The 24,431-nt window shown below is 47.0% G+C and carries 23 protein-coding genes and 1 pseudogene; 4 read left to right on the top strand and 20 right to left on the bottom strand.

The features are described 5' to 3' along the window. Positions 1 to 35 precede the first annotated feature (35 nt). The 9 genes from aroE to spoVAC all read right to left on the bottom strand — a co-directional run bounded on the left by aroE (position 36) and on the right by spoVAC (position 9,355). Positions 36 to 905 (bottom strand): shikimate dehydrogenase, encoded by an 870-nt coding sequence (aroE, locus tag LCF57_RS22980; RefSeq protein ID WP_226002783.1) that lies wholly within the window; start codon positions 903 to 905, stop codon positions 36 to 38. 107 nt (positions 906 to 1,012) lie between these two features. Beyond that, on the bottom strand, positions 1,013 to 2,140 hold the full coding sequence (yqeH, locus tag LCF57_RS22975; protein WP_226002782.1) for a ribosome biogenesis GTPase YqeH: 1,128 nt from the start codon (positions 2,138 to 2,140) through the stop codon (positions 1,013 to 1,015). Then, positions 2,133 to 2,663 carry a YqeG family HAD IIIA-type phosphatase gene (locus LCF57_RS22970; RefSeq protein ID WP_226002781.1) on the bottom strand — a complete coding sequence of 177 codons (531 nt, stop codon included), beginning with the start codon at positions 2,661 to 2,663 and terminating at the stop codon, positions 2,133 to 2,135. The genes yqeH and LCF57_RS22970 overlap by 8 nt, the downstream gene beginning before the upstream one ends. A 144-nt stretch (positions 2,664 to 2,807) precedes the next feature. After that, positions 2,808 to 5,054, bottom strand: a complete 2,247-nt coding sequence (locus tag LCF57_RS22965) for a DUF4129 domain-containing transglutaminase family protein (protein WP_226002780.1) — start codon at positions 5,052 to 5,054, stop codon at positions 2,808 to 2,810. After that, the gene (locus tag LCF57_RS22960; RefSeq protein ID WP_226002779.1) at positions 5,051 to 6,298 is read right to left on the bottom strand and encodes a DUF58 domain-containing protein; all 1,248 of its coding nucleotides are present in this window, start codon (positions 6,296 to 6,298) and stop codon (positions 5,051 to 5,053) included. The genes LCF57_RS22965 and LCF57_RS22960 overlap by 4 nt, the downstream gene beginning before the upstream one ends. A gap of 3 nt (positions 6,299 to 6,301) precedes the next feature. Next, the gene (locus tag LCF57_RS22955) at positions 6,302 to 7,261 is read right to left on the bottom strand and encodes an AAA family ATPase (RefSeq protein WP_226002778.1); all 960 of its coding nucleotides are present in this window, start codon (positions 7,259 to 7,261) and stop codon (positions 6,302 to 6,304) included. 215 nt (positions 7,262 to 7,476) lie between these two features. After that, positions 7,477 to 7,833: a stage V sporulation protein AE gene (gene spoVAE / locus LCF57_RS22950; RefSeq protein ID WP_013372209.1), complete on the bottom strand. Its 357-nt coding sequence runs from the start codon at positions 7,831 to 7,833 to the stop codon at positions 7,477 to 7,479. After that, positions 7,830 to 8,852, bottom strand: a complete 1,023-nt coding sequence (gene spoVAD / locus LCF57_RS22945) for a stage V sporulation protein AD (RefSeq protein ID WP_226002777.1) — start codon at positions 8,850 to 8,852, stop codon at positions 7,830 to 7,832. The genes spoVAE and spoVAD overlap by 4 nt, the downstream gene beginning before the upstream one ends. Then, positions 8,849 to 9,355, bottom strand: coding sequence for a stage V sporulation protein AC (spoVAC, locus tag LCF57_RS22940; RefSeq protein WP_226002776.1), 507 nt, complete (start codon positions 9,353 to 9,355; stop codon positions 8,849 to 8,851). The genes spoVAD and spoVAC overlap by 4 nt, the downstream gene beginning before the upstream one ends. A gap of 184 nt (positions 9,356 to 9,539) precedes the next feature. Between spoVAC and LCF57_RS22935 the strand changes: the two genes are divergently transcribed. Continuing rightward, positions 9,540 to 10,619 carry a M42 family metallopeptidase gene (locus LCF57_RS22935; RefSeq protein WP_226002775.1) on the top strand — a complete coding sequence of 360 codons (1,080 nt, stop codon included), beginning with the start codon at positions 9,540 to 9,542 and terminating at the stop codon, positions 10,617 to 10,619. A gap of 96 nt (positions 10,620 to 10,715) precedes the next feature. Here LCF57_RS22935 and LCF57_RS22930 read toward each other — a convergent pair whose 3' ends face one another. Both LCF57_RS22930 and LCF57_RS22925 read right to left on the bottom strand, forming a co-directional pair. Further along, positions 10,716 to 11,432: a metal-dependent hydrolase gene (locus tag LCF57_RS22930; protein WP_226002774.1), complete on the bottom strand. Its 717-nt coding sequence runs from the start codon at positions 11,430 to 11,432 to the stop codon at positions 10,716 to 10,718. Between the two features lie 177 nt (positions 11,433 to 11,609). Further along, positions 11,610 to 11,922, bottom strand: a pseudogene (locus LCF57_RS22925) (iron-containing alcohol dehydrogenase); the annotation flags it as partial. Positions 11,923 to 12,117: 195 nt separating this feature from the next. Between LCF57_RS22925 and LCF57_RS22920 the strand changes: the two are divergent. Next, complete coding sequence (locus tag LCF57_RS22920; protein ID WP_264083765.1) at positions 12,118 to 12,831, top strand: expansin EXLX1 family cellulose-binding protein; 714 nt, start codon at positions 12,118 to 12,120, stop codon at positions 12,829 to 12,831. Positions 12,832 to 13,057: 226 nt separating this feature from the next. After that, a complete protein-coding gene (locus LCF57_RS22915; protein ID WP_226002773.1) occupies positions 13,058 to 15,319 on the top strand; it encodes a helix-turn-helix domain-containing protein in 2,262 nt (753 codons plus the stop codon). Between the two features lie 327 nt (positions 15,320 to 15,646). Here LCF57_RS22915 and LCF57_RS22910 read toward each other — a convergent pair whose 3' ends face one another. The 9 genes from LCF57_RS22910 to LCF57_RS22870 form a co-directional block, all read right to left on the bottom strand. Further along, positions 15,647 to 17,188, bottom strand: coding sequence for an extracellular solute-binding protein (locus LCF57_RS22910; protein ID WP_226002772.1), 1,542 nt, complete (start codon positions 17,186 to 17,188; stop codon positions 15,647 to 15,649). A 111-nt stretch (positions 17,189 to 17,299) separates the two neighbouring features. Further along, positions 17,300 to 18,193, bottom strand: a complete 894-nt coding sequence (locus tag LCF57_RS22905) for a carbohydrate ABC transporter permease (protein WP_226002771.1) — start codon at positions 18,191 to 18,193, stop codon at positions 17,300 to 17,302. Positions 18,194 to 18,211: 18 nt separating this feature from the next. Then, positions 18,212 to 19,207, bottom strand: coding sequence for an ABC transporter permease (locus LCF57_RS22900; RefSeq protein ID WP_226002770.1), 996 nt, complete (start codon positions 19,205 to 19,207; stop codon positions 18,212 to 18,214). Between the two features lie 201 nt (positions 19,208 to 19,408). Beyond that, entirely contained in the window at positions 19,409 to 20,185 is a 777-nt protein-coding gene (locus LCF57_RS22895; protein WP_226002769.1) for an NAD-dependent epimerase/dehydratase family protein, read from the bottom strand. 132 nt (positions 20,186 to 20,317) lie between these two features. Further along, a complete protein-coding gene (locus LCF57_RS22890) occupies positions 20,318 to 20,779 on the bottom strand; it encodes a hypothetical protein (protein ID WP_226002768.1) in 462 nt (153 codons plus the stop codon). Positions 20,780 to 20,952: 173 nt separating this feature from the next. Beyond that, on the bottom strand, positions 20,953 to 21,537 hold the full coding sequence (locus LCF57_RS22885; protein WP_226002767.1) for a hypothetical protein: 585 nt from the start codon (positions 21,535 to 21,537) through the stop codon (positions 20,953 to 20,955). Beyond that, positions 21,491 to 21,883, bottom strand: coding sequence for a hypothetical protein (locus LCF57_RS22880; RefSeq protein WP_226002766.1), 393 nt, complete (start codon positions 21,881 to 21,883; stop codon positions 21,491 to 21,493). Before LCF57_RS22880 ends, LCF57_RS22885 begins: the two co-directional genes overlap by 47 nt. Then, positions 21,876 to 22,367: a sigma-70 family RNA polymerase sigma factor gene (locus LCF57_RS22875; protein ID WP_226002765.1), complete on the bottom strand. Its 492-nt coding sequence runs from the start codon at positions 22,365 to 22,367 to the stop codon at positions 21,876 to 21,878. Before LCF57_RS22875 ends, LCF57_RS22880 begins: the two co-directional genes overlap by 8 nt. A 253-nt stretch (positions 22,368 to 22,620) precedes the next feature. Further along, entirely contained in the window at positions 22,621 to 23,508 is an 888-nt protein-coding gene (locus LCF57_RS22870) for a DMT family transporter (RefSeq protein WP_226002764.1), read from the bottom strand. A gap of 173 nt (positions 23,509 to 23,681) precedes the next feature. Here LCF57_RS22870 and LCF57_RS22865 point away from each other — a divergent pair, with 173 nt between their 5' ends. Beyond that, entirely contained in the window at positions 23,682 to 24,431 is a 750-nt protein-coding gene (locus LCF57_RS22865; protein WP_226002763.1) for a YdcF family protein, read from the top strand.

The following is a 24,431-nucleotide window of genomic DNA, read 5'->3' as shown; positions in this document are numbered from 1 at the left end:
ATGCGGCATTTCCATAATTTTAATGTAAAACTGACTTAGGACAGACTTCTCAGGACCACCGCTCTCATTTGATCTACCGCCGGGGCAATCCCCGTAAAATACTCAAAGGCGACTGCTCCCTGATACACAAACATCCCCAAGCCTCCATGCACAATACAGCCGCGGTGTTCACGGCTTTCACGTAAAAGCCTTGTTTCCAGCGGGTTATAAATCAAATCACTCACAATGATTCCCTCCGGAATCAAGCTTGTTTCGAGTGGAAGCTCATCTGATAAAGGAGACATTCCCACCGAGGTTGTATTAATCAACACATCCACCGTTGCAAGCACGTTCTTTGCCTCATCGTTGGAATAGCCCGTTACTGGAATCGCTTCCGTCGTCCATTCCTCTGCCAGCAGCTCAGCTTTGTCACGTGTTCGGTTCAGAATAATGACCGATTCCGGCTGTTCCTCCAATAGAGCATGAATCACGCCGCGAGCAGCCCCCCCGGCTCCAAGAACGGCAATTCTTGCCCCTTTCAATTCGACCGCAGTCTCTTCCTTGAGGGAACGCACATAGCCTATTCCGTCGGTGTTGTAACCCTTGAGTCGTCCGTTGTCATTCACAATTGTATTGACGGCGCCGATAAGCCTGGCCCCTTCATCAATCTCATCCAGATATTTCATAACCTCAACTTTATGGGGAATTGTCACATTGACTCCGCGGAAATGCAAAGCCCGAATTCCCTTCATGGCATCCTCCAGCTGATCCGGTTTGACGTGAAGGGGTACAAAATCTCCTTCAATCCCCGCTGCCTGTAAAGCTATTTTATGCATAAGAGGCGATTTGGAGTGCTTGATCGGATCCCCCAATACACCTAATAGTACATGACCTTGTTCGGTTGCTCCGGACTCCGCGCTGTTCATCGTTGTTCTCCCCCATATTGCAAAATATTAGGCCGCACAAATACATGAATGGCGGCAGGAACCTGAACATGTTCCTTGCCGCCCTATAACATGGCTTACAACATCCGTTAAATCAACGCAGGCCGCAAAAGGACACGGATTCCCCGAGGGACATGAACCGCTACCAGAGCTCCACTATCGCTATTCACCCTGATCCATCCCAAACCGGAAATATAGATGTCCGATGGAGCTTTACGGGGAACACGGAACTCATGTCTCGTCCATTCAGGCATTTCTGCCAATTGATCGCGCGTTGGCGGAGAAAGCAATTCCCCGGCATGATCAGCGAACAGTTGATCAGCCCGCTCCAGCTTCGTGCGATGTATTTTAAGCCCACCGTTAATGTAGCAGGTAAAGGATTGGTGCTGACCGTCTACAAAATCAAATCGGGCCATCCCACCGAAAAACAAAGTTTGCCCAGAATCCAACTGATATGCTGCAGGCTTCAATGGCTTGTCCGGCATAATGGCACTCAAATCCTGACGGGAGACGATCTCACTGAATCGCCAAGGGTACACAATACCCGGAGTATCAATAATATGCTTGCCGTCATCGAGTGGAATATTCACCATATCGAGTGTAGTTCCCGGGTAACGGGACGTTGTGAGTTCCTGCTCCATATCGCTGTAATCACGAATCAGGCGGTTAATAAGCGTGGATTTACCTACATTTGTCGCACCGACCACATACACGTCTCGGTTGCCACGCAGCTCAGATACCACATCCAGCAAACGGTCAAAGCCCTGATTTTTCTTAGCCGAGCACAGTACAATATCCGCTGTCCGTAGTCCTTGCTCCTTTGCTTGCTTTTGTACCCAGTTAAGCACCTTGTTCCAATTCGTTACCTTAGGCAGCAAATCGGTCTTGTTCACAGCCAGTACAACCGGATTAGAGCCTACAAAACGTTGCAGACCGGAAATCAAGCTGCCTTCAAAATCAAAGATGTCTACAATGTGGATGACGAGCGCGTCCTTGTCCCCAATCTGACTGAGCAGCTTTAAGAACTCGTCCTGATCTACTGCCACCGAAGACGTTTCATTATAGTTTTTGATCCGGAAGCAGCGCTGACAGATGACAGGCTCCCGTGTAAGTAATTTTTCCGGAATATATCCCGGAAGCTCCGGGCTAGTGATCTGCATAGTGATACCGCAGCCACTACATTTGACGGCAGTTCCGCCGTCAGGTCTTTCAGTCATTCTTCTTTTCCTCCTCAAGCCATAAGCCTTTCTTACGTAACCTTGTGAGCGCGATTCGCTCCAACCGCCGATTAAAGCGGGTCATGAATCCTTCATCGTGGATGGATATCGGCAACACCAATACCGTATGCAATCCCAGTCGGTTGCCACCTAATACATCCGTCAACATTTGGTCCCCGACCATAATAGTCTCTTCCGGAGTAAGCCCCATCATACGAATGGCTCTGCGAAAAGATGAATTGGAAGGTTTCCGTGCAGCATGTATAAATTCAATGTCCAAAGGTGTAGCAAACATGGATACACGGTTCATATTGTTATTGGACACGATGACAAGCTTAAAACCCGCCTGTTTGACCTTTTCGAACCAGGCCACCAGCTCGGGAGTCGCATTCGGCGCTTTTGCACCGACCAGCGTGTTATCCAGATCCGTAATAATGCCGCGATATCCTTGCGCATACAAGCCTTCAAGATCAATATCAAAGACGGTATTCACCCGTAATTTGGGCATCAGCATTTCAAACAACATCGGTCACCTCAGTTTCATACGACAAACTATACCATATTACTATGGCTTAGTAAAAAGCTATCCGCAACAAACGGACAGCTTTTTTACCAAGCTTATAGATAAAGATTATAAATCGGCGGCATTCGAGCCTGGAGAAAATAACTAACCTTTATCCTTTTGATCTGGCGCAGCTTTTCGTCCAGCTCCTCGTCTCGTCCGTCCTTCTTTATGCAACAGGGAAGCTTGCTCTCGAACCTGACGCCAATCTTCCGCGCTCACTGAAGTGGGACTATAACGCGCTTGCTCAAACCATCCGAGCAACTGTTGTAAAAGGGCAGCACGCTCCGGTGCTTCGATCGACCATCTGCCAATCGATTCTCGCAGCGTCTCGTGGCTGGCACGCCCAAATCCCTTTCTTCGCATGAACCGTAACCAGTGCTCTGTTTCGACAATCACCTTTTCATCTGGAGTCAGCGGCTTTCCTCTGCGCAAGCGCAGCAGGTAAAAGTGGATATCTGCGCGATTACGCCAGATAATATATGCAGCCCACAGCACAAGGATTGCAGCAGCTATAGCTATGATGACCGGATGAATCTTTAATCCCTCTTCTGGATGATTCTGAGGTGCCTGTTCAGATTGTTCTGGTTCAGGCTGATCTTTCACCTCGGGAGCATCTGGCGTCTTTGTATCCTCCTGTTCCGTAAGCAACGGCATATCAAAGCCCGGCGTAGCTTCTACAGGAACCCAGCCGTATTCACCCAAATATACTTCCGCCCAGGAATGAGCATCCGCGTTGGTTACAGAGTAAGAGGACATATTTTCGTCACCATCACTTGTTGTTGCTTCATCCGAAAACGTCTGCTGGCCAGGCGCGTATCCTTTGACCCAACGGGCTGGAACCCCAACCGAGCGAGCCATCATGACTAACGAAGTGGAATAATAATCGCAATAGCCCTCCCGGATTTCAAACAGAAAGGCATCTACAAAATCCTTGCTTCTTTTTCGTGAAAGGTCCGGATTATTGGTATATGCATAATTTTGCTGTAAATACCGCTGTAGCAGCCCGACCTTTTCATACGGTGTTTTGGCTGTGGCCGTTATGTTTTTAGCCAAATCGCGCACTCGCTGCGGCAATTCATCTGGAATTTGTAAGTAAGCTTCCTGTTTGTTTGCCCCATATAGATCACTATAGGTTTTTTTGCGCAGCTCTTTCTCGGGAATTACAGGCACATGTGATACCAGGGTATACGTTTTGGGATAAGCAGTTCTTTGGGAGCCTGGGCTCCAAAGCAGTTCTGCCTGTTCCGGGTTCCAATGTAACCCGTTTGACTGTGAATCTCTGTCCACAGATTGGACACGATGTATCGAATAGGCGCCAAACAGCACCGGATAGCTCTGATCATTTTGCATCGTAATCGTCTGAACAACCTGCTCGGTCGAATGCCGCGTTTCCTGTGTATTTTCCAGCTCTGCAGTCATTGACACATCATTCAGTGTTTGATCGTCGTTGCCCGCATCACTCCAGCCTGTACCCGAATACATCCGTTTCGATTCCCCCCGCCAATAGCTTCGCTGATTGGTCGTAATCGTCATAACGGGAGAATAATCAAAATTAAAACCTCCACCCAACCGATTATCCTGGCGACTATAACCCGAAGCAGTGCTCATCCGCTGATTCATCGCCCCGGTTCCATTGTTGATGCCAACGGTAGTAGTGCTATTGCGCTGAGTCCACGCCGTATAGGGGTCCGTCAAGGTGGGCTGTACCTCAGGCATATTCACGCCAACCATGATAATCAGCGCAAAAATGACCGCAATATTGGCTGCGATTTTATATGGATAGCGGCGAATATGCTTCCAGCCTTGTGGATAATGCTGACGAAAATACTGCAAATGCTGCGTTACCAGCCAGCCCATACCGGCAAAGACGATCCAGGCCACTTCCTCCCAGAGCACCGTTGGGGTGAATGAATCAAGCACCGCCAGTGCAGCAATATTGATACCTACAAATACGATAATCCGCTGCTTTGTCGTAACAATGAGCGGCACCATTTCAATGATCAGCCAAGCGATAAGAGAAAACCAAATATAAGGAGACATATTAGATATGAATTGATCCAAGCGGTTGGCTACACCCCCGAAAGGGATCATGATTGAGTAGGCCACGAGTGTCCGATATAAGATAAAAAAGAGCGTCGCCGCCTTAATGACAAATTCAATCCATGGTCGGAATGGCAGTAAAATTTTCACCAGAGCCAGCATCGTAATCGTCATTAATACAAGTGTTCTTGTCTCCTCCATCCACAATTCGGAAGCAAAGGACACCCATTGCATGGCAATAATAATAATCCACAAAAAGGTAAAGGCCAGCGCCCCGGAACCCTTCAATGATTGTAACCAGCTCTTCATAGTGTCCCTCCTCCCATCACAGCCGGGAGCTCTTCAAGGCTCGGAATATGATAGCCCTGTATTCCCCTTGTACGAAGCATGCTTATCCATTCTTCAGCCTTTCTCTCAGTGGAGCCTTCTCCGATACGGACGTGGCAAGGAGTCATCCCCCGGGTATCAGCCCAGCGAAGAAGTTCCAGCGCTCGTTGATCCTTCAACGGACTGACCAGCACAAAATAGCAGCCTTGCGGAAATTGACGCACACTGCTCTCCACAGCGGCCATCAAGCTGCCTTGTGTAGTCATGTGTATGTCTACCAAGTGATGCATCATCCGTTGTCGTTCCATCATCTGCTCACTGGGCTGAAAAACCGTTCCCTTCTCTCCGGCCGTGCACAGACCGACCCCCATTCGCTCCCGTCCGCCATATTCCAGCAATGAAGCGGTAGAGGACACAGCCAGTTCAAACTGGTCAGCGTTTATATAATGCTTCGTTTGCAGGTCCAGTACAAGCATGGTTTTGGGAACCGTTTCATGCTCAAATTCTTTGGATTTCCAGCTGCCTGTACGAGCAGTCGCATTCCAGTGAATACGTGAAAACCGATCCCCATATACATAGTCCCGCACACCGTTAATTTGCGTCGTTTCACGCCGTGTTCGAGTTTGAATCGTTTGCGGCCCAGACATCCTTGAGCGACGGTCATTCACCTGCCAATACGGAATGAATACCGTTCGGGGCAGGACCCGAAATTCACCGCGCGCATTCAACCTGCCTTTGTGCTCTAACAGGCCGAAGATGTCCTCACTGACACATTCAGTTTCCTCAAAATGATAGCTTCCCCGCTCTAAAGCAGGAGTCTGAAATGTAAGCTGTCCGCCCCCCTTTAGACTGGGAATGACACTATCCTCAAACGACCAGGATTCACCTGTATGTCGCTTGAGGACCTCGCGGACAATGATATACGGCAACGGAAGTAAGCCGGGAATACGCAGATTCAGCTTTACATGCACCTGATCTCCCGCATGTAACAGCTCCCCAAACTCCGAGCCTTGTGAGAGCTGCCGCGAGCCCTGGACACGGCGAACCCCGCTTAGACCAACGATCCATAAATAAACACCCAACAGCGTAACCATAGACAACAGCATCACCGACGTCTTGCCGCCCTGAAATAACAAATACAGCAGGCACACCACCCATATGACCATCAGAAGCCAGATGCGGCCGGACAGACGGGGTAGCCTGCGTTTTCTTTTGACCATGTTCATTTCCTAAGAACGCTCCATCCGTACGGGGACATGAACCTGCCGAAGAATAGCCTGAAGCACGGACTGGGCGTTGGAACTATCCAGACGCGCCTCGGGGCGGAGCAACAAACGGTGCGTTAGCACAAAGGGTGCCAGCGCCTTCACATCATCAGGCAGCACATAATCACGGTTGTCCAGAAAAGCGTACGCCTTGGCGGCCATCACAAAAGCAAGCGCCGCCCGTGGGCTGGCTCCCAGCAGCACCGACGGATGTTCTCTCGTGGCACGCACAATATTAAGTAAATAGGACGTTACTGCCTCGTCCATATAGATTTCTCGGATTTCCTGCTGGATCGCAGCAATCTGTTCCATATGGGCTACAGCCTCCAGACGGTCTGCCGGCTGACCCACCTGATGATGAAGCAGCATGTTCCGCTCTGTCTCCATGTCAGGATAGCCCAGGCTGATTTTAAGCATAAAACGATCCAACTGCGCTTCCGGGAGCATATAAGTGCCCTCAAAATCAATCGGATTTTGTGTTGCACACAGCATAAAAGGATGAGGCAACATATGCGTTTCCCCATCCACCGTCACACTGCGCTCTTCCATCACTTCCAGCAGAGCCGATTGAGTTTTCGTCGTGGCCCGGTTAATTTCGTCCGCCAGCAAAATGTTTGTCATCACAGGACCCGGACGGAAATAAAAACGTTCATCCCGTGGATGAAATATGGAAACCCCCGTAATATCACTTGGGAGAATATCAGGATTACATTGGACACGGCGGTAATCACCGCGCATGGATTTGGCAAGGGCCTTGATCATTTGCGTTTTTCCCGTACCCGGAACGTCCTCGATCAGAATGTGTCCACCCGCCAGCATAGACGTAAGCAGTAATTTTATTTCAAAGGATTTACCTAATATGCATGATTCCAGATTAGAACGGATTGCAGATACAATCTGCATAGATTCTTGACGTACGGGCATAACTCTGTAAACCTCCTAGATAGCAACATGTTTCCTATTATTGTACATGAAGGTCGGCACAGAGTACACTTAACCGGCTGTCCATATTATTCAAGGCCAACCTTCTTTCGTATCGTTCCATGTGCAGAACAATCAAAAGCCCTTCGGCCATTAGATCCGAAGGGCTACGTAACCACATATTTACTTATGTCATATCCCAAAGGTATACGCTGCTTTTAAATGCTTCCTTTTGGACGAACAAACAAGCATGCCAAAAATGAGAAAATAATCGCCGAGGAAATCCCTGCACTTGTCAGACTAAAGATCCCTGTAATGACACCAAGCCATCCGTCCTTTTCCAATTCGGTTAATGCGCCGTGTACGAGTGAGTTACCAAAACTGGTAATTGGAATCGTCGCACCCGCTCCTGCAAATTTGATAAGCGGATCGTATATTCCGACTGCATCCGCAATTGCACCTGCTACCACCAACGTGCTCATTGTATGTGCCGGCGTCATTTTAATGACATCCATCATCAACTGACCGACGACACAAATGGCACCACCCACTAAAAAAGCCCATAGAAATATCATACTTTTCCTCCCGCTTCAAAAGCTACAGCATGTGCAATGCAGGGAATGCTTTCCCCCTGCTGGGTGGACAAAGGAGATAATAACGCTCCGGTCGCCACGACCAGTACCTTTTGTAGCTCTCCCTTTTCGATCCGCTTTAACAGATGCCCATAGGTTACAACAGCTGAGCATCCGCAACCACTGCCCCCTGCTATAACTTTCTTTTGCTTATTGATATCGTAAATCAGTAAACCGCAATCATTAAATTTTGTCTGATTCATATCGAAACCATCTTTTTTGAGCAGTTCCTTGGCAATCGGCAGCCCCACTGAGGCTAAATCCCCTGTTACAATGAGATCATAGTAACCAGGATCACGGCCTGTATCTCGAAAATGAGACAACAGGGTGTCCGCCGCCGCTGGAGCCATGGCTCCCCCCATATTAAAGGGATCTTTAATGCCCATATCCATTACGCGGCCAATAGTAGCACAATCGACCACCGTGCCTGACTTGGCATGTCCCACAACGGCCGCGCCGGAACCCGTAACGGTATACTGAGCCGTGGGCGGCTTCTGTGATCCATATTCCGTAGGGTAGCGGAACTGCTTTTCCACAGTACAGTTATGACTGGTCGTCCCCGCCATTACGTAATCGCCCGCCTCAGAGTCCACAATAAGCGCTGCCAAGGCCAAGCTTTCCATTGATGTTGAACAGGCCCCAAAAACGCCTAAATAAGGAATAGCCAGCTTACTAGCCGAAAAGGAGCTGCTGATAATCTGATTCATCAGATCACCACTGATAAAAAACTGCACTTCCTCTTTGTTTAAATTGGCATTAATGAGCGCCAGCTCGGTAGAATGCTCAATGAGTCTGCGTTCCGCTTTTTCCCACGTTTTCTCGTTAATTTCGATATTGTCATAAATATAATCAAAATCTGTGGACAACGGCCCCTCTCCTTCATCCGGGCCAACGACAGTTGCACTTCCAATGATGCGCGGTCTTGATTCGAACTTCCAGGTTTGTCCTCCCTGCCTTTTCATAAGTGATTGCCCCCCACACCGAGGATAGCGTATATAACGCCCACGATAAATGCGGCCACAACCCCGAATACGACAACCGAGCCTGCCAGCTTGAACATATTCGCGCCCACCCCGAGCACCAGTCCCTCGGAACGATATTCCAATGCAGCCGAACACATCGAGTTGGCAAAGCCTGTAATGGGTACAGCGGTTCCCGCTCCTGCCCATTGGGCAACCTTATCATAGACACCGATGCAGGTTAATATGACCGCCAGCAAGATCATCATGGATGAGGTCGGCGCAGCAGCCTCTTTGGCTGAAATGTGCATCCCTGCCATAAAAGCCTCCTGAATCGCCTGCCCAATCACACAGATGCCTCCCCCAACCAGAAAGGCGCGCACACAATTGGCAAATACTTTTCTGGAGGGTTCATGCTTTTGGGAAACACTCTGATAGTCCTTCTCATTTATGGACAGCGGAGACGTATTGGTACGAAAACCACGCTGCCCGGATTTAGCTGGCATCATTCACCACCCCTTATTCGTAAGTTCCGCGCTTGGCGGTTCAGATTGCTTGGGTCTTTATCATTATGAGCTTTTTGGGGAAATGTTATGTCAGGAAAATGATATCGTGGACATTCCATAAAAATGCCTTCATACTAAACACATGACGACCACTGGTTAATTAATAAGGAGTGAGGAATACACCATGGAATCAAAAACTTTGGAATTGTTTAAAACTTTAACGGAGTTTCCTTCCATTCCCGGTCACGAGCGTGAGCTGCGGGCATGGGTTAAAGAACAGATATCCGGTTATACGGATGAAATTGTGCAAGATCGTTTGGGCAGTCTTTTTGGCGTACTACGCGGTGAAGAAAGTGGACCACGTGTGATGGTGGCAGGCCATCTGGATGAGGTCGGTTTTATCGTGAACGGCATTACGGAAAATGGAATGATTCGTTTTCAGCCGGTTGGAGGCTGGTGGAGTCAGGCCATCATGTCACAACGTCTTCAGGTGCTGACCCCTAATGGTCCAGTGATCGGTGTAGTCGGTTCTGTCTCGCCTCATTTGCTGGATGAGTCTCAACGCAGCAAGCCCATGGACATCAAGCATATGTATCTGGATATCGGTGTTGACAGCCGTCAGGAAGCGCAAAAGCTGGGGATCGTACCTGGAACGGCCATTGCACCGATCTGTGAATTCACGCCACTCGCAAATCCTAAAAAAATCATGGCTAAAGCATGGGATAACCGCTATGGTGTAGGCTTGGCAATTGAACTGCTGGAGGCATTACATAAGGAAAAGAACAAACTTCCTAATACGTTGTATGCAGGAGCTACTGTCCAGGAGGAAGTGGGACTGCGCGGTGCACGTACAGCGGCCAATCTGATTCAGCCGGACATTTTCTTTGCACTGGATTGCAGTGCTGCCAACGATATGGGCGGTGATCCGAATGCATACGGGCAGCTTGGCAAAGGCGCACTGCTGCGGGTATTTGATCCAGGTATGATTACGCATCGCGGGATTGTAGAATATGTACAGGACATGGCGGAAACACACAAAATCAAATATCAATATTTTATTTCTACAGGGGGAACAGATGCAGGGCAGGTGCACTTGAGCGGAATTGGTGTACCCTCTACCGTCATTGGTATTTGCGGACGATACATCCATACTTCCTCATCTATTATTCACACCGATGATTACGATGCAGCCAAAGAACTGATCGTCAAGCTGGTACAAAATCTGGATCGTACCACGCTGAATACGATTATTGAACGAGCCTAAGATATCATAGAGAGTCACAGCCTATTAAAAAAACAGTCAAAACACGTTGTACGTGCATTGACTGTTTTTTTGATTTGATAGAACAGAATGAAAGTCTCAAATTAAATGCTTATAACGAAGTAAAGCAATAACGACAAGTACAGCTGTTAAAGTGATGCAGACGTTCTCAACCTTTGCCCCCTTGCGGGTTCCGGTACTCATCAGCTTAAACCGCAGCTTCCATTTGAACGGCGGCAAAGGTTTAATACCGTTATTCGTCAAGGAATCAGCGAGCAAATGCAGCAAGTACGCCATACCTCCGGCCAGCCATATGCTATCCCCATGCAGACGAGTCGTGCCGTACAGCAAAGCAGTCCATGCCGCTGTCCCGTACACCGTGTGTGTCAATCCCCGGTGTGGGACAAGCGTACAGATGATCAGCAGACACCCGGCAATGTAGTTCCACGGCGCATATGCTTCCCCATACCAGGCTAAGCCAATACCAATTAAAAAGATAATGACCTTGCGCATGGATCGTGAAGGCATAAAGGAAGCGCTGATCATCAGCAAAGCCAGAACAAGATTCCACGGCGGTGGGGCCATACGGGTGAAAAATACCCAGCCGGCAGCCCCAATCATCAGAAGCTGTACGAGTCTAAGCATTTTCGTAGGCAACGCACGACTCACGAGCATCGAGTTAGGTTCATCAATATCCGGCAACAGTGAACCGACCACAGCAGCAGCCACGGCAGCTAGTGTCACTTCGTGTCCACTCAAAGCTAATACCGACAGGGAGACCCCGGTTCCAATAATCAAATGGGCTCTTCCCATCATGGTGCATAACATCCTTTCGTTGCAGCATACAACAGAGTTCAAGTTACTCTATTAGAATCAGCATGATTCGATTGTATACGACAAACAAAAGGAGAACAATAGTTCGCTTATTCTATTTACAGGACATCCTCCAAAAGTCCTAGTCCAAACATGCGCTTTCCAGTGCAGGCACTCCCTTTAAAGTATTTTTTGAAACAGAGCATTAACTTCCTCTTTGGTCGGTTGAAATGGATTACCAGATGCAGATGCACATGCATCTTTCATCGCATTGTCTGCTAACAGATTAAGGTCCGGATCGGTTACTCCCAGCTCAGACAAACGTTTCGGGATTCCGACCTCCTAGGATAAACCACAATAGGCATCCACAACAAATTCAGCGCATTCCTCGTCAATTCGCCCTTTAACTGAAAATTCGTTTAGCGATGGGTCTGAATTTACGGGGAACATGCTGTGCATTGGCCTCCTGTACATAGGGCAGCATCGCATTATTCTATAATCATTCTGCGAAAAAAAGCACAGTTTACCCACTTCCCAAAACACGACATATGGCCTATACCAATGTTGACAAACAACTTTTAAATTCTCCTTTTTTCCTTAAAGGCCTATTGTACAATTTGAAATATTATGTAATATAGTGTTTATATTTACTATATAAATCTATTAAATGAACAAGGAGGAAATGATTATGCAAAAAAAATCTGCAATCCGCAAGTTTAAAACTGTCGGTCTGACATCACTGCTCAGTCTTGTTTTGTTCGCTCTTCCCGCTTCAGCTGCTTGGAATGATACATATACGGGATATGCCACCTATACAGGATCAGGTTACTCGGGAGGGGCATTATTACTTGATCCCATCCCTTCAGATGCCAAAATTACAGCTCTTAACCGCACACAGCTGGATTATAACGGAATCAAGGCTGCATTAGCTGGTGCCTATTTGGAAGTTCAAAGCCCCAAAGGAAAAACGACCGTATATGTAACAGATCTTTACCCTGAAGGTCCAAGCGGTGCGCTTGATCTGTCCCCGAATGCTTTCAACCAAATCGGCAATCAAATTGATGGAAAAATCAATATTTCGTGGAAGGTTGTCAAGGCTCCGGTTACCGGCAACGTTTCCTACCGCATTAAAGAAGGCAGCAGCAGATGGTGGGCAGCCATTCAAGTACGCAATCATAAATATCCGGTCTTGAAAATGGAAGTCCAACAGAATGGACAATGGCTCAATCTTGAAAAACAGGACTACAACCACTTTTTGGGAACTAATTTAGGCAACCAGCCTTTAAAAATCCGGATTACGGACATTCGCGGTGTCGTACTGAACGATACCATTCCAGCTTTAGCGGAAAATGGCTCAGGCGGAGCCTATATCGTTAAAGGTAACGTGCAGTTCCCTGACTGATTAAACAACCGTCATCTTTCCTTCTATTATTTGAACTGACAAACCCGGCCGGGAACCGACGCAATCGAATCTGCGTATGGTGTTCCTGGCCTTTTCGCGAAAAAGTCGCTATTGTTCACAAAAAATCGGTTTGTTCACTGTCCTGTTCACAGGAACACACGTATAATGAATACATAAAAAGGGTGTACTCAACAGCTATGTGCACACAGACAGGAGGCCTGTCCACATGAGCAATTTCAAAAAGCATCACAAGATTCACAGCAAATTGCTGATCAGCATCACGTTATGTATCACGCTTACGTTGCTGGTATCTACCACTGTGTATTATTTCTACTATATTCGGGTGGAAAAGAAGCAGGCGTTCGAGGCCAATCACGGCAGCTTGACATTGAGAAGCAAAGAGGTCATTAACATGACATCAATCGCTCAATCGCTGGCGTTTCAAATGTATCGCAGCAGTACCCTGTCCAAGTTGCTGTATTATCCCGAGCCCAATGTATATGATGTAACCGCTGCCATGACTGAATTAAATAATTATCTCAATTCGATGCCGTATATTGAATCCATCTATGTGTATAATCCCAAAAGCAGAAATTTCTATATTGCGTCCTCACAAGGGCAAAATGGGTTATTCAGCAAAAATGAGCTGGTGGACACAGATATCATGCGCGTACTGGATCATTACCAGGACTATAAACCATTCACACCTATCCCACGCACGTATCCGCTGCTGTCTGCCTCAGACTCCGCAGCTGAAGCAGAGCATGCAAGCACAGATATCGCAGCTTATACGTATTTATGCTATGACGCAATCAGCTCGAATGAAGCTATGAATTCGGCCGTGATTGTGAATGTGTCTGCGGCCTGGATGAACAAGGAAATGGCGGAAAGCCCAGCCTCAGGTGGAGCTGCTTATATTTTGGATGATCAAAGCAGACTGTTGTCCGGCACAACACTGACAGAAGAAGCCTTGAACGAAAAAGAGCAGCTATGGCTGCACACACGTGTCAAAAAGCAGGAAACAGGCTATTTTGTAGAAGACTTTCATGGTAAAAGATCACTTATGTCCTATACCTCTCCGGATGGTCTAGGCTGGCAGTATATTAGTGTCACTCCATATGAAAGCGTTATCAAAATGGCGAGTGTCATTCGTAATGCCATGCTCCTGATAGCCGCCATCATTGCACTCGCAGGCTTCGTGGCTTCGTGGCTGCTGTCCAAAATGCTGTATACGCCTATTGGGCAGATTGTTATTCATATGAATTCCCTGGAATCGGAGAAACGCAACAGCATGTACACGATTCGGCAAAACATTTTACGGAATATTATTCGGGGTATCCAATTGCTCCCTGGCGGAGAAGAGCCAGAACGACTGCGTGAGCTTGGAATTACATTCCAGTTCGACAAAGACTACCGTCTTGTACTATTGCGGGTCGATGAGTATGCCCGGTGGCAAAACGAACGCGGCCCTGATCTTCTCCCCTATAAGTTTGCCATTATGAATATTGCTTCTGAAATATGCGGGCAGACATACCGGGTGGAAACCGTTGATACGGACGAGGACAGCATCCTGTTGATGCTCAATATTCTTGATGCCGCGGAGTACACAGACCCTGTACTGCTGGAAACCTTATTGAGGCAAATACGCGAAGCCTGCCTTGAATATTTGAAGCTGAGTGTATCGCTTACCTATAGCGCCATCACGAGTCAGCCGGAGCGGTTGCATTTGCTGTACCACCAGGTACAGGAAGCATCTATGCACCGATTTTTTCGCGGTCATGGCTGTATTATTAACGCACAAAACACAACAGACGAAGATGTGCAAAAAAATTACGTATACCCGGCGGATAAGGAAAAGAAGATGCTCGATACCCTGCTATCCGGTCATACAGAGGATGCTCACAGCATGTTTAAAGATTTGCTGATGCATATGGAAGAATATCCGTTTTCTGCCGTTAAGGTAGCAATTTCCCGGCTCATCATGAGTGTGAATAATGCCGTTCGGCATATGAGCGAGCACAATGGATTTGCAGTGGAATCCAAGCCTGAATTACCATCCCCAGATCGATTAGAGACCGCAGTGGATCTGATTGAGCATTACCAATTGGTTTTTGATCATGTTCGTTCCAGTCTAGCGGAAAAACGAAATACGAAGCAGGAACGACTGGTACGGCAAATTAATGAGCGAATTGAGCAGGCTTATGCTGATCCCGACTTTTGTCTCAACCAGATTGCGGAAGAGCTGGATATGTCGCCGATCTATGTCAGCAGGCTGTATAAGCAGCAAACGATGTCCACCATCGTTGATGTCATTCAACAGCTACGCATTCGCAAAGCCTGTGAACTGCTGGAGCAGACCGACTGGTCGGTGGCTGACGTGGCAGAACAAACCGGATTTGCGAGCAGCTCCTATTTTCACCGCATGTTCAAGCGCAGTTTGGGCGTAACCCCGACAGATTTTCGCCGTTCTAAAGCAAATGCGCAATAAGTGGGGCATAGTTAGACGCTCTATACCACCGCTCCGAGAACGGAACGTTGCTCCCATCGCTGTTGTCTCCGGATTTTTAGATTTTCCCTTAGCGGTATAAATCCGGAGACAAAGGCGACCGCTGACGCTTGTACGCAATCGTTCCTCCCTCTCCGCTACTTTCAGCGGTTTACCCCTACAAACTTCAAACTTCCCAAAGAAAACACCGGCTACGCCAAGCCCTCCAAAAATAAGCGAATATTAGAAAAGCAAGCCTCCAACTTTCTGGAGACTTGCTTTTCTTCTTGCTATCATAACAACTTTTGAAATCTTGCTCACCTTACCAAACTATTTAATTCCCTTCTCCTTCACGTAGGCTTCCCATTGTTTGGTATATTCCGTCTGGATTTTCTCCAGACCAGCTTGGTTTGCCTTTTGCATGAAGGTCTGCAAACCTTGATCCACATTGTCAATCAGTCCAGCTTGGAGCGGATATAGATATTGTTTCTCAACTTGCTCCAAAGCCGCTTTTTCAGCTTGATAGGTTGTATAATCCTCTGCAAAGCCAGTAAACAGGTCAGGCTTCTGGATTTTATCCAGCTCAGCAAAAATCTTCTTCACACGGTCGAAGCCTGAATCAAACAGCATGTACTCCGGATTACGCCAAGCCCAGCTGTTCATGCCTTCCCGTGAAAAACCGTTCGTGCTGCCGTTGCCTATCATTTGATAGTAACCATCTTTGACTTCATAGTTCTTGCCTTCAATACCGTATTGTGTGAGCAGGTTATAGCGTTTATCCGTCACAAGCTTTTCATAAAAGGCCAATGCGCGTGCTGGGTTAGGACTGCTTTTTGGAATCGCAAAGCCGTTATGAATCGGATGCACCGGAGTTGCAAAACCCGTCGTCAGTGGGAACGGATAATAATCAAGCTTCCAGTCCGGGTGAGACGCTTTGAGCTTAATGACCATATCATTAAACCGGGTTGGATTGTCACCGAAAATACTCGCTGCTTTACCGGAAGTCACTTGATCCTGAAGCGTATCTTTTACGTTCAGTACATTTTTAGGAATAAATCCTTTTTCAGCCCAGCGTTTGTAAGTGCTCAGCTCTTCTTTTTGCTCATCTGATCCCCAATACTTGTAAACCTCTGTTGGTTTTACATACTTAATGCCGATGCCATAAGGCAAAGCTCCTACACTCTTTGTTACCAATTCGGAATAACGATCATGCAGGTTCCCTTTAATATCGCTATTTAGAGAGATGGGTTTCATATTAGGCTCATGCTGACGGATACCATCCAAATAAGCCTCATAGCTCTTTATGTCCGTAGGTTTAGACAAGTTGTACTTCTCGCGTAAATCCTCACGCCATACAAATCCGTCTGTTACATACTCCTTATATGTGCCAGGTACGGTGTAAATTTTGCCACCAATTTTAACGCCATCCCACATTTCCTGAGGCACAAATTTTTGCAAGGCAGGTGCGGCCTTCGGCAGCAAATCATCAAGCGGCAGGAACGCGCCTTTCTTGGCATAGGCCTGATACTGTGTCCAGTCTGCAGTGAATATCAGGTCAATCGGCTGACCCGAAGATAACAGCAGCTTATACTTCTGGTCCCAGTCCGTCCACGTCGTATAGTTGAATTTGACGGTGGCATTCAGATCTTTTTCCGCCAATTTATTGATTTCAGCCTCAACCGCTGGCAAATCCTTTGGAGCATCACCCAGCATATAAAATTGCAGCTGTACTTTTTGGGATTTATCATCCTCTCCGTTTGCTTTTTGTGCGCTGTTTCCGCTGCCACCTCCGCATCCGGCCAATAGCGCCATGATGACCATTACTGCAATCAGGATGGACATGCGTTGTTTTCTTTTCTTTGTAAATGTCATGTGAATCCTCCTTTTGAAATGGCTGTCTGTTTAAATAAAACGCTTACAAAAAGTGCTGCTATGATGGCACAACGTTAGCACGTTATGCCATCCCAGCCCATAAATGCCGCTTTAGCCTTTTACCGCACCAATGGTCAGGCCCTTGACGAAGTAGCGCTGAATGAATGGATACAGCAGTAAAATGGGCCCGGTAACCACGATAGCCATTGCCATTTTGGTCGACTCGGTCGGCATGTCGTTGGATAGTGATACGCCAGTACCTGCCCCCATTTGGGCGATAAATTGCATAGAGTTAATTACATTATACAGATAATATTGCAGCTGGTATTTATGCGGGTCATTAATAAAGAGTGAAGATGAGAACCAGTCATTCCAGTAAGCCAGGGCCAAAAACAGCCCTACAGTGGCAATGCCCGGCGTAGATAAAGGCAGCACAATCCGATAATAGATTTTAAAATCACCCGCACCGTCAATTTTAGCAGACTCGAACAGCTCTTCCGGCATGGAGGAACGAATGAAGTTTTTCATCAAAATGATCAGAAACGGAGTCATTAATCCCGGGAAAATAAGCACTGTATACGTATCTAGCAATCCTAAATACTTCGTCAGCATAATGTACCAAGGTACTAAACCGCCCCCGAACAACGTCGTAAAATAAATATAGAATGAAAATGCGTTTCGGTATTTAAAGTCTTTGCGTGCCAGCACGTAGCCTGCCATCGTCATCAGGAACAGGCCCAACGTTGTGCCTACGACAGTGGTAAAAATCGTCACTCCGTATGCTCGCAGCACCTCTTCTGGAAAGGTGAACACCGTCCGGTATCCTTCCAGCGAGAATTGCTGTGGAATAAAGTGATATCCATCTCTGATAATCGACTCATTACTGGTCAGTGAAGCCGAAATAATAAGTAAAAACGGGAGTAAACAAGCAATAGAAGCAACAATAATGATCGTATAAGAGATTATTTTAAAAATTCGAGTGTATGCATCCTCTTTGATCGCCATCCGTTTGGGTCCTCCTTTCTAGAATAAGGCGTACTCGTCGTTCAGCTTGCGGATGATATAGTTCACGGTCATGATCAGTACAAAGCCGAACAAGGACTGATACACGCCTGCGGCTGAAGCCATCCCCACATCAAAGGTTACTTTCAACGAACGGTACACATAAGTGTCCAAAATATCCGTCGTATTGTACAGCACCCCATTGTTGCCGATTAATTGATAAAATAAATCGAATTGTCCTTTCATAATACTGCCGAGCGCAAACAATAGCAGCACGACAAACGTCGATTTGAGCATAGGGACGGTGATGTACCAGATTCGCTGAAAAATGTTGGCTCCATCCATTTTCGCCGCCTCATAATATTCGTCACTGATCCCCGTAATCGCTGCCAGGTAAATCACCATGCTGTAACCGAGATTTTTCCACAGATAGAATAGGATAATCAGAAAAATCCATATCCACGGTTTGTTATATACATCCACGCGTTCACCGCCAAATTGCAGCAGCAGCGTGTTCAGAAAGCCGTTATCATAATTAAATATGTTATACACGATAACGCTCAGAATAACGAAAGAAACAAAATAAGGCAGGAACATCACCGATTGAGCGATCTTTTTAAAGTAACGGCCCCGTAGCTCATTCAGCAAAATCGCGAGAACAATCGCTAACACGTTGCCAAATAAAATAAATGCTGCGTTATATCCGACCGTATTCAATGTCAACTTCGTCAGCGTGCCGGATTGCCATAGAAATTGAAAATTCTGAAGTCCGACAAACTTGGCATCGAACAAGCTGGTATTGAAGTCAAACTGGGTAAATGCATAATAGATGCCCACCATTGGAATGTAAGAGTTAATGAAGAAAAACACCAAGGTCGGTAGCAGCATCAGAAATAATATCCGATTACGAATCAATTCATGGAAAAATCCGTTTTTCTTACCGCTTGCCAGCCTCCTCTCGTTCAGACGGGAATCTGTGGTAAGCATAGCGGTACTCTTAGGTAAAGGTTGATTCAATGTGAGTCACTCCCCCTCTGTATACGTTACCGACAGCATGGTTTGCAGCACTGCCGCCGTATGACCTTATCTTATGTAAGCGCATTCAAAATGAAAAGTGAAGCCTTTCATGCTTCATGAACAAAGGAGTGTCCTAAGGAGTGAACAATTCGGATATTTGTGAAGTATTGTGTAATATAAGGCGCCAGTAGGCGCCTCGCTCTATTCCTTTTGCCCACCTTGGAAAGCAGTCTCATCCTGTTTTACCCGAAATCCGTTTTTCTGTGCCTGCTCCAGCAGCTCGGCGGCATTATCCTGCGGCTTATATCCGATTAGCTCTTCCAGATAGCCGATATCATAATAATTATCGGTGTTGGCGGATGTGCCGTACAAATTAAGATAGCCCATTTCCGAGCGAGCCTCGATACAGCAGATGGTCAGATGAAGCATATCGCGCTCGGAGATCCAAATATGCGCGGCACGCTCCGAATGAGGCCGATCATCCCCAGGAAAATTGCCGATACGAATGTTAAATGAGGATATTTTGCCCTGATCAGCATACAGCCGGCCCAACAGCTCAATGTAGCATTTACTCAATCCATAAAAACTGTCCGGTCGGTAGGGATCTTCCACATCGATGGTCTCGCCCACTTTATAAAAGCCTGTCGCATGATTGGAGCTGGCGAAAATAATACGCTTTACCCCATTTTGTACCGCCGCTTCATATAGCTTATAGGCTCCGCTTACATTGCCAGATAGTACTTTGCCGAGGAAATCCCCTTCATCCTTGATCCATGCAAAATGCAGTACCGTATCCACCCCGCGTGTCAGCTCATCCAGTCGTGCGGCATCATGTATGTCCATTTCGACAATTCCCGCCTCTTCATCCCTCTTCAAGTCAGCGGCGGTGATTTCATATTTCCCTTCACGTTTCAGCCCTTCATATATTACTTTCCCAATTGTACCCGCCGCTCCCGTTATCAACAATTTGCGTGTCATGGTCTGCTGCTCCCTTCTTTGATTGGCTGTACGCTGTCACCCATATCTTAATCTTAACCAACTCCCCAGGGAGGAAACCCCTTCAACAAGGCAGCCAACTGCCTTGTTGAAGATCTTAACGAATTGAATTAATTACTCAACCGGAACTATTAATCCCTGCGGATCAGAAATTTTACGATCATAACCGTGAATGTGGAAAGTAAGCGGCTGAGGATAATGCTTATCCAAAGTGTAGTAAAAGAAGCTGTTATCGTATTTTTCCTGTGATTTATACAAATGCACTTCTTTCGACCAATCATATCCTTCAGTAAGCTTGTGTTCGACATGATCACCGTCTGTAAAAACGGGGTCAAGAGAAAGCATACGGTGTTTTCGCCCGTTATGGGAAAGTTTCAGCGTAAGCACTCTAGCTTGGGCTTCTGCAACGAGCTGTGATTTTTCCCCTTCGGGAAGCGCTACAACCGAGACGGAATCATCTGGGCCAGCAAGTATTTGTTTTTTATCCATGTCGACAACTAATGTGGACTTGGCTTTTTCAATCCCCTGAATTCCTGCTGCTTTGAAGCGGATTGATTGTATATGCAGATCTTCCACACCCTCATAATCTTTGAATAATGTCGTTATCCGACCATCGGAACCGCTAAACGTCGGCATCAGGAGTGAGGAAAATAAGTATTCCTTCCCGGACTTCGATGTGATCACCAGGCTTGGGTTCACCAGCTCATGAATATCAAACGTATTCCGCTAATCATAGCGATAAACGAGGCTTATCCCGGCAGGGGACACAACTGCCTTTTCCACGTCAATCTTTTGACCGGCAATTTCCATCGTTTTTTAATGCTGAATACGCGATTATTAGACACCAGCGATTGAGATGCAAGCTCAAAATCGAGGCTAAAACGGTTTCTAATTTGGGTTGTATCGGCAAGAACTGCTGGGTCCTTAAATTCAAAACGAACCGCATTTTTAGGGATATTGATATTCGTCTGCAAATCTTTGGCCGTCTGTGCAGGGACTAACGTCGTGTTCAACTGCAATTTCAGCCAATCCGCTTTCTTTGCCACATAAAATTCCATGATCCCATAGCTGGTCCCGGGCTCAAACTGATGTAGTAGTCCTTTCATCATTTCCGAGCGTGCTCTATGGATAGATGATACGTCGATCATAGTAAAACGGGCGGAGGCTGGCTCCGAACGATCCACTATGGAAAAATGATCCAAATCGACGGGTTTGGTGCCTTTATTTTCAAAGCTGTAAAGCAAGGTAATCCGGTCACTTCCGGCATAAAAACCGTTTATGGTGAGTTTATAGCTTCCTTGTTCCTGATGTGATCTGTAGCGGCTGTACCGCATTGAGTTCGAAAGCGCTACGAATGGCGGGCTCCCGCTCGGCCAGCATTTGAAAACCGCTGAATTCGTTGGAATCCAATGAAACGGTATGGGCATCAAAATGAGCGTTCGACGGGCCTGAAGGTGTCAAGGCTCCATCATGAACGACAAATATAGCCCCGATCACGGCTGCCGCTCCCAATACGGCTGTCCCCAGCAATCGTCCTTTTTTCCTTAATCCCTTCTCTTTACGCTGTCCTTCCGCGATCCCTCGCGAAATTGCAAAGTCCAGGACACGGTCATCCATTCTTTTCTCCGCAATCTTCATTTCATGACTCGCCGTCCTTAATAAACTTTCTTCCTCACGCATGATTAAGCCCTCCTTCTTCGATCCCCATTTTGCGTCTCAGCTGCTTCAAACCCTGATACACCCAACTTTTTATCGTTCCCTCCGGCTTTTCGAGAATACGCGCAATATCCGGCACCGTCATATCGTGCATATATTTCAGAATCAGGACATGCCTGTGTTTGGGTTTCAGTTTGGCGAGCGCATTCTGTACATCAAGCATGCTGTCGTTAATCATCTCATTCGTTTCGATATCGATGCGACCATCTGCCAAAACCAATCTTTTGCGCCGCCTCTGTTCATCTACACAAACATTGATAAGAATACGAGTCACCCAGGAATCGAAGCTGTTCGCATCCTTTACCTGCTTGCGCTTCATCCACGCTCTGCAGGTAGTCTCCTGTACCGCATCAACTGCATCCGTTTGATTCCGCAAGTAACTAAATGCGATACCGAACAGCCTTCTTTTTTGCGCTGATATTTTCTGGAAAAATAGATCTTCCTCCACTGCTGTACTGCCCTCATTCCAATGTGCTAAAATGTTTTCTCCCTCGAATCCATCCGTTACACACCAAATTAATCTTTAGTTACAAGGTAAGACGAAGCTCCTGGGCAAATCGTTTTATTGAGGTCTATCTTTTGGGTTGCGTTTCCCACACAAGTCACTTACTCACTTCACTGTATCTCCTGCCGGCATATAAAAAGGGACCCTGCTTACCTGCGCAGAGTCCTTATTCGTTACTTCATGATCGTTATTATATTCAAGCTTGTTGTACTACTCTCGCTCTACGATTAACCAAATAAATGCTAAGCCCGATTAAGACCAGACCGATGAGCAAGAAAGCCGTAATCGCTTCGCCCAGTACCAACGAGCTGACGAACACCGAGATCACAGGTACCAAGAACGTATAAGACGCCACCTTACTCGCATCTCCCGAATTAACAAGTGCAAAATACAGCAGCCAGGAAAGTGAAATTCCCAGCACCGTTCCGAATATCAGCCCTGACAAATACGGTACATTCCATACGATGTCTGACCAGCTTTCCGTCACCGTTCCGGCTCCCGTCAACACGATGCCTCCCAGTGTACATTGAAATGCAACCAGCCACAGCGAATCCACACGCTGGTTTACTCTTTTCACATAGACCGTTCCCAATGCCCAGCTGACGGCTGTAATAATCGCGATGATCACACCCACCACAGCCACATGTCCTGAGAAGCCTCCCACACTGACTGCTGCAACGCCTAAAAATCCGATGACCAATCCAGTTACCTTGAGTCCAGACATCGCTTCACCCAGCCACATCCATGCAAAAATGCCTACCAGTACGGGCTGGAGGTATACCAGCACAGAAAACAGCCCGGATGGTACGTACATCAGCCCCACCGTTTGCAGACCATAGAAAAGTACCACATTAAAAATACCGGAAATAGCATACACCCGCCAATTTTCTTTCCAACGGATACGATTCCAGCGAGGCGCTAAAATCGCCCCCAGCAGCAAACCTCCTAGCAGTGTACGTAGCCCTGCAAACAGAAGTGGAGGCGTGAATTGCAGTGCCACTTTATAGATGGGCCAAGAAATGCCCCATAATACAACCAATAGCGCGATCATCATTATTCGCTTGGCTGTCGTCAACTCTCCCATGATGCTCTCGCTCCTCTATGAAAAAAATCCTTAGATTTTATATACTACGCCTATAAAACAACTTTTTCAAACAAAATATGTGAAATTTCCGGGCAGAGGAAGCGGGTAATTGTCTATGTTACAATATACCAAAAAGAAAGATAGAGCTTATAAGGATAGGAGGTTGTCTGCACTTGATTTATATCATCAAATTTTTGTACAGCTTCGTGCTCCCTCCCGGTTTGTTTATTCTCGCCATGGCTGGGCTTGTAGTCTGGTTGTGGAAACGTGCACGTAAACCTGCTGTCGTGCTGCTTGTGGTCACATTGCTGCTATATGCTTTCTCCACCAACTTGGTTGGAGATTCGCTAATCAGCAGTCTGGAAAAGCAGTATCCACAGCCTCGCACCGTTCAAGGCGATGTTATTGTCGTGCTGGGAGGCGGAGCCACAGCTGGAACCCCGGACATCAATGGACAAGGCAATCTGTTAGGCTCTGCGGCCAACCGATTACTCACTGCAGCCCGGCTGCACGAAGCAACAGGCTTGCCGATTCTTTTTTCAGGTGGACAAGTGTTTGGCGACAGTGGTAATGAAGCGGATATTGCCCAAAGGCAGCTTCTCGGACTCGGTATTCCGGCAAAGGATATCCTGATCGAAAACCGTTCCTTGAACACACAGCAAAATGCCGCATTTACAGCTCGAATTTTGAAACAGCATCAGCTCACAAAACCCATTCTGGTGACCTCTGCTTTCCATATGCCACGTGCTGCGCTGGAATTTCAGCGTGCAGGCATACAGGTCACACCTTATCCAACCGACTATCTGGCAAGTGAAAATCTTTCACTGTATGCCGCCAAGCTCTCGCCGTCCGCCGGAGCGATGTCAACAACCGGAACAGCCCTCAAGGAATATCTAGGAATTTTGGCATTAAAGCTTAAATAA

The organism is Paenibacillus sp. BJ-4, from assembly GCF_020404765.1.
Taxonomy (GTDB): Bacteria; Bacillota; Bacilli; order Paenibacillales; family Paenibacillaceae; genus Paenibacillus.
This window is presented reverse-complemented; position numbering and strand designations above follow the sequence as displayed.

Coding starts and splice junctions, on each gene's coding strand:
- aroE (WP_226002783.1), bottom strand. CDS start 905: ATGAACAGCGCGGAGTCCGGAGCAACCGAACAAGGTCATGTACTATTA.
- yqeH (WP_226002782.1), bottom strand. CDS start 2,140: ATGACTGAAAGACCTGACGGCGGAACTGCCGTCAAATGTAGTGGCTGC.
- LCF57_RS22965 (WP_226002780.1), bottom strand. CDS start 5,054: ATGAAGAGCTGGTTACAATCATTGAAGGGTTCCGGGGCGCTGGCCTTT.
- LCF57_RS22960 (WP_226002779.1), bottom strand. CDS start 6,298: ATGAACATGGTCAAAAGAAAACGCAGGCTACCCCGTCTGTCCGGCCGC.
- LCF57_RS22955 (WP_226002778.1), bottom strand. CDS start 7,261: ATGCCCGTACGTCAAGAATCTATGCAGATTGTATCTGCAATCCGTTCT.
- spoVAE (WP_013372209.1), bottom strand. CDS start 7,833: ATGATATTTCTATGGGCTTTTTTAGTGGGTGGTGCCATTTGTGTCGTC.
- spoVAD (WP_226002777.1), bottom strand. CDS start 8,852: ATGAAAAGGCAGGGAGGACAAACCTGGAAGTTCGAATCAAGACCGCGC.
- spoVAC (WP_226002776.1), bottom strand. CDS start 9,355: ATGCCAGCTAAATCCGGGCAGCGTGGTTTTCGTACCAATACGTCTCCG.
- LCF57_RS22935 (WP_226002775.1), top strand. CDS start 9,540: ATGGAATCAAAAACTTTGGAATTGTTTAAAACTTTAACGGAGTTTCCT.
- LCF57_RS22930 (WP_226002774.1), bottom strand. CDS start 11,432: ATGATGGGAAGAGCCCATTTGATTATTGGAACCGGGGTCTCCCTGTCG.
- LCF57_RS22920 (WP_264083765.1), top strand. CDS start 12,118: ATGCAAAAAAAATCTGCAATCCGCAAGTTTAAAACTGTCGGTCTGACA.
- LCF57_RS22915 (WP_226002773.1), top strand. CDS start 13,058: ATGAGCAATTTCAAAAAGCATCACAAGATTCACAGCAAATTGCTGATC.
- LCF57_RS22910 (WP_226002772.1), bottom strand. CDS start 17,188: ATGACATTTACAAAGAAAAGAAAACAACGCATGTCCATCCTGATTGCA.
- LCF57_RS22905 (WP_226002771.1), bottom strand. CDS start 18,193: ATGGCGATCAAAGAGGATGCATACACTCGAATTTTTAAAATAATCTCT.
- LCF57_RS22895 (WP_226002769.1), bottom strand. CDS start 20,185: ATGACACGCAAATTGTTGATAACGGGAGCGGCGGGTACAATTGGGAAA.
- LCF57_RS22885 (WP_226002767.1), bottom strand. CDS start 21,537: ATGCGGTACAGCCGCTACAGATCACATCAGGAACAAGGAAGCTATAAA.
- LCF57_RS22880 (WP_226002766.1), bottom strand. CDS start 21,883: ATGCGTGAGGAAGAAAGTTTATTAAGGACGGCGAGTCATGAAATGAAG.
- LCF57_RS22870 (WP_226002764.1), bottom strand. CDS start 23,508: ATGGGAGAGTTGACGACAGCCAAGCGAATAATGATGATCGCGCTATTG.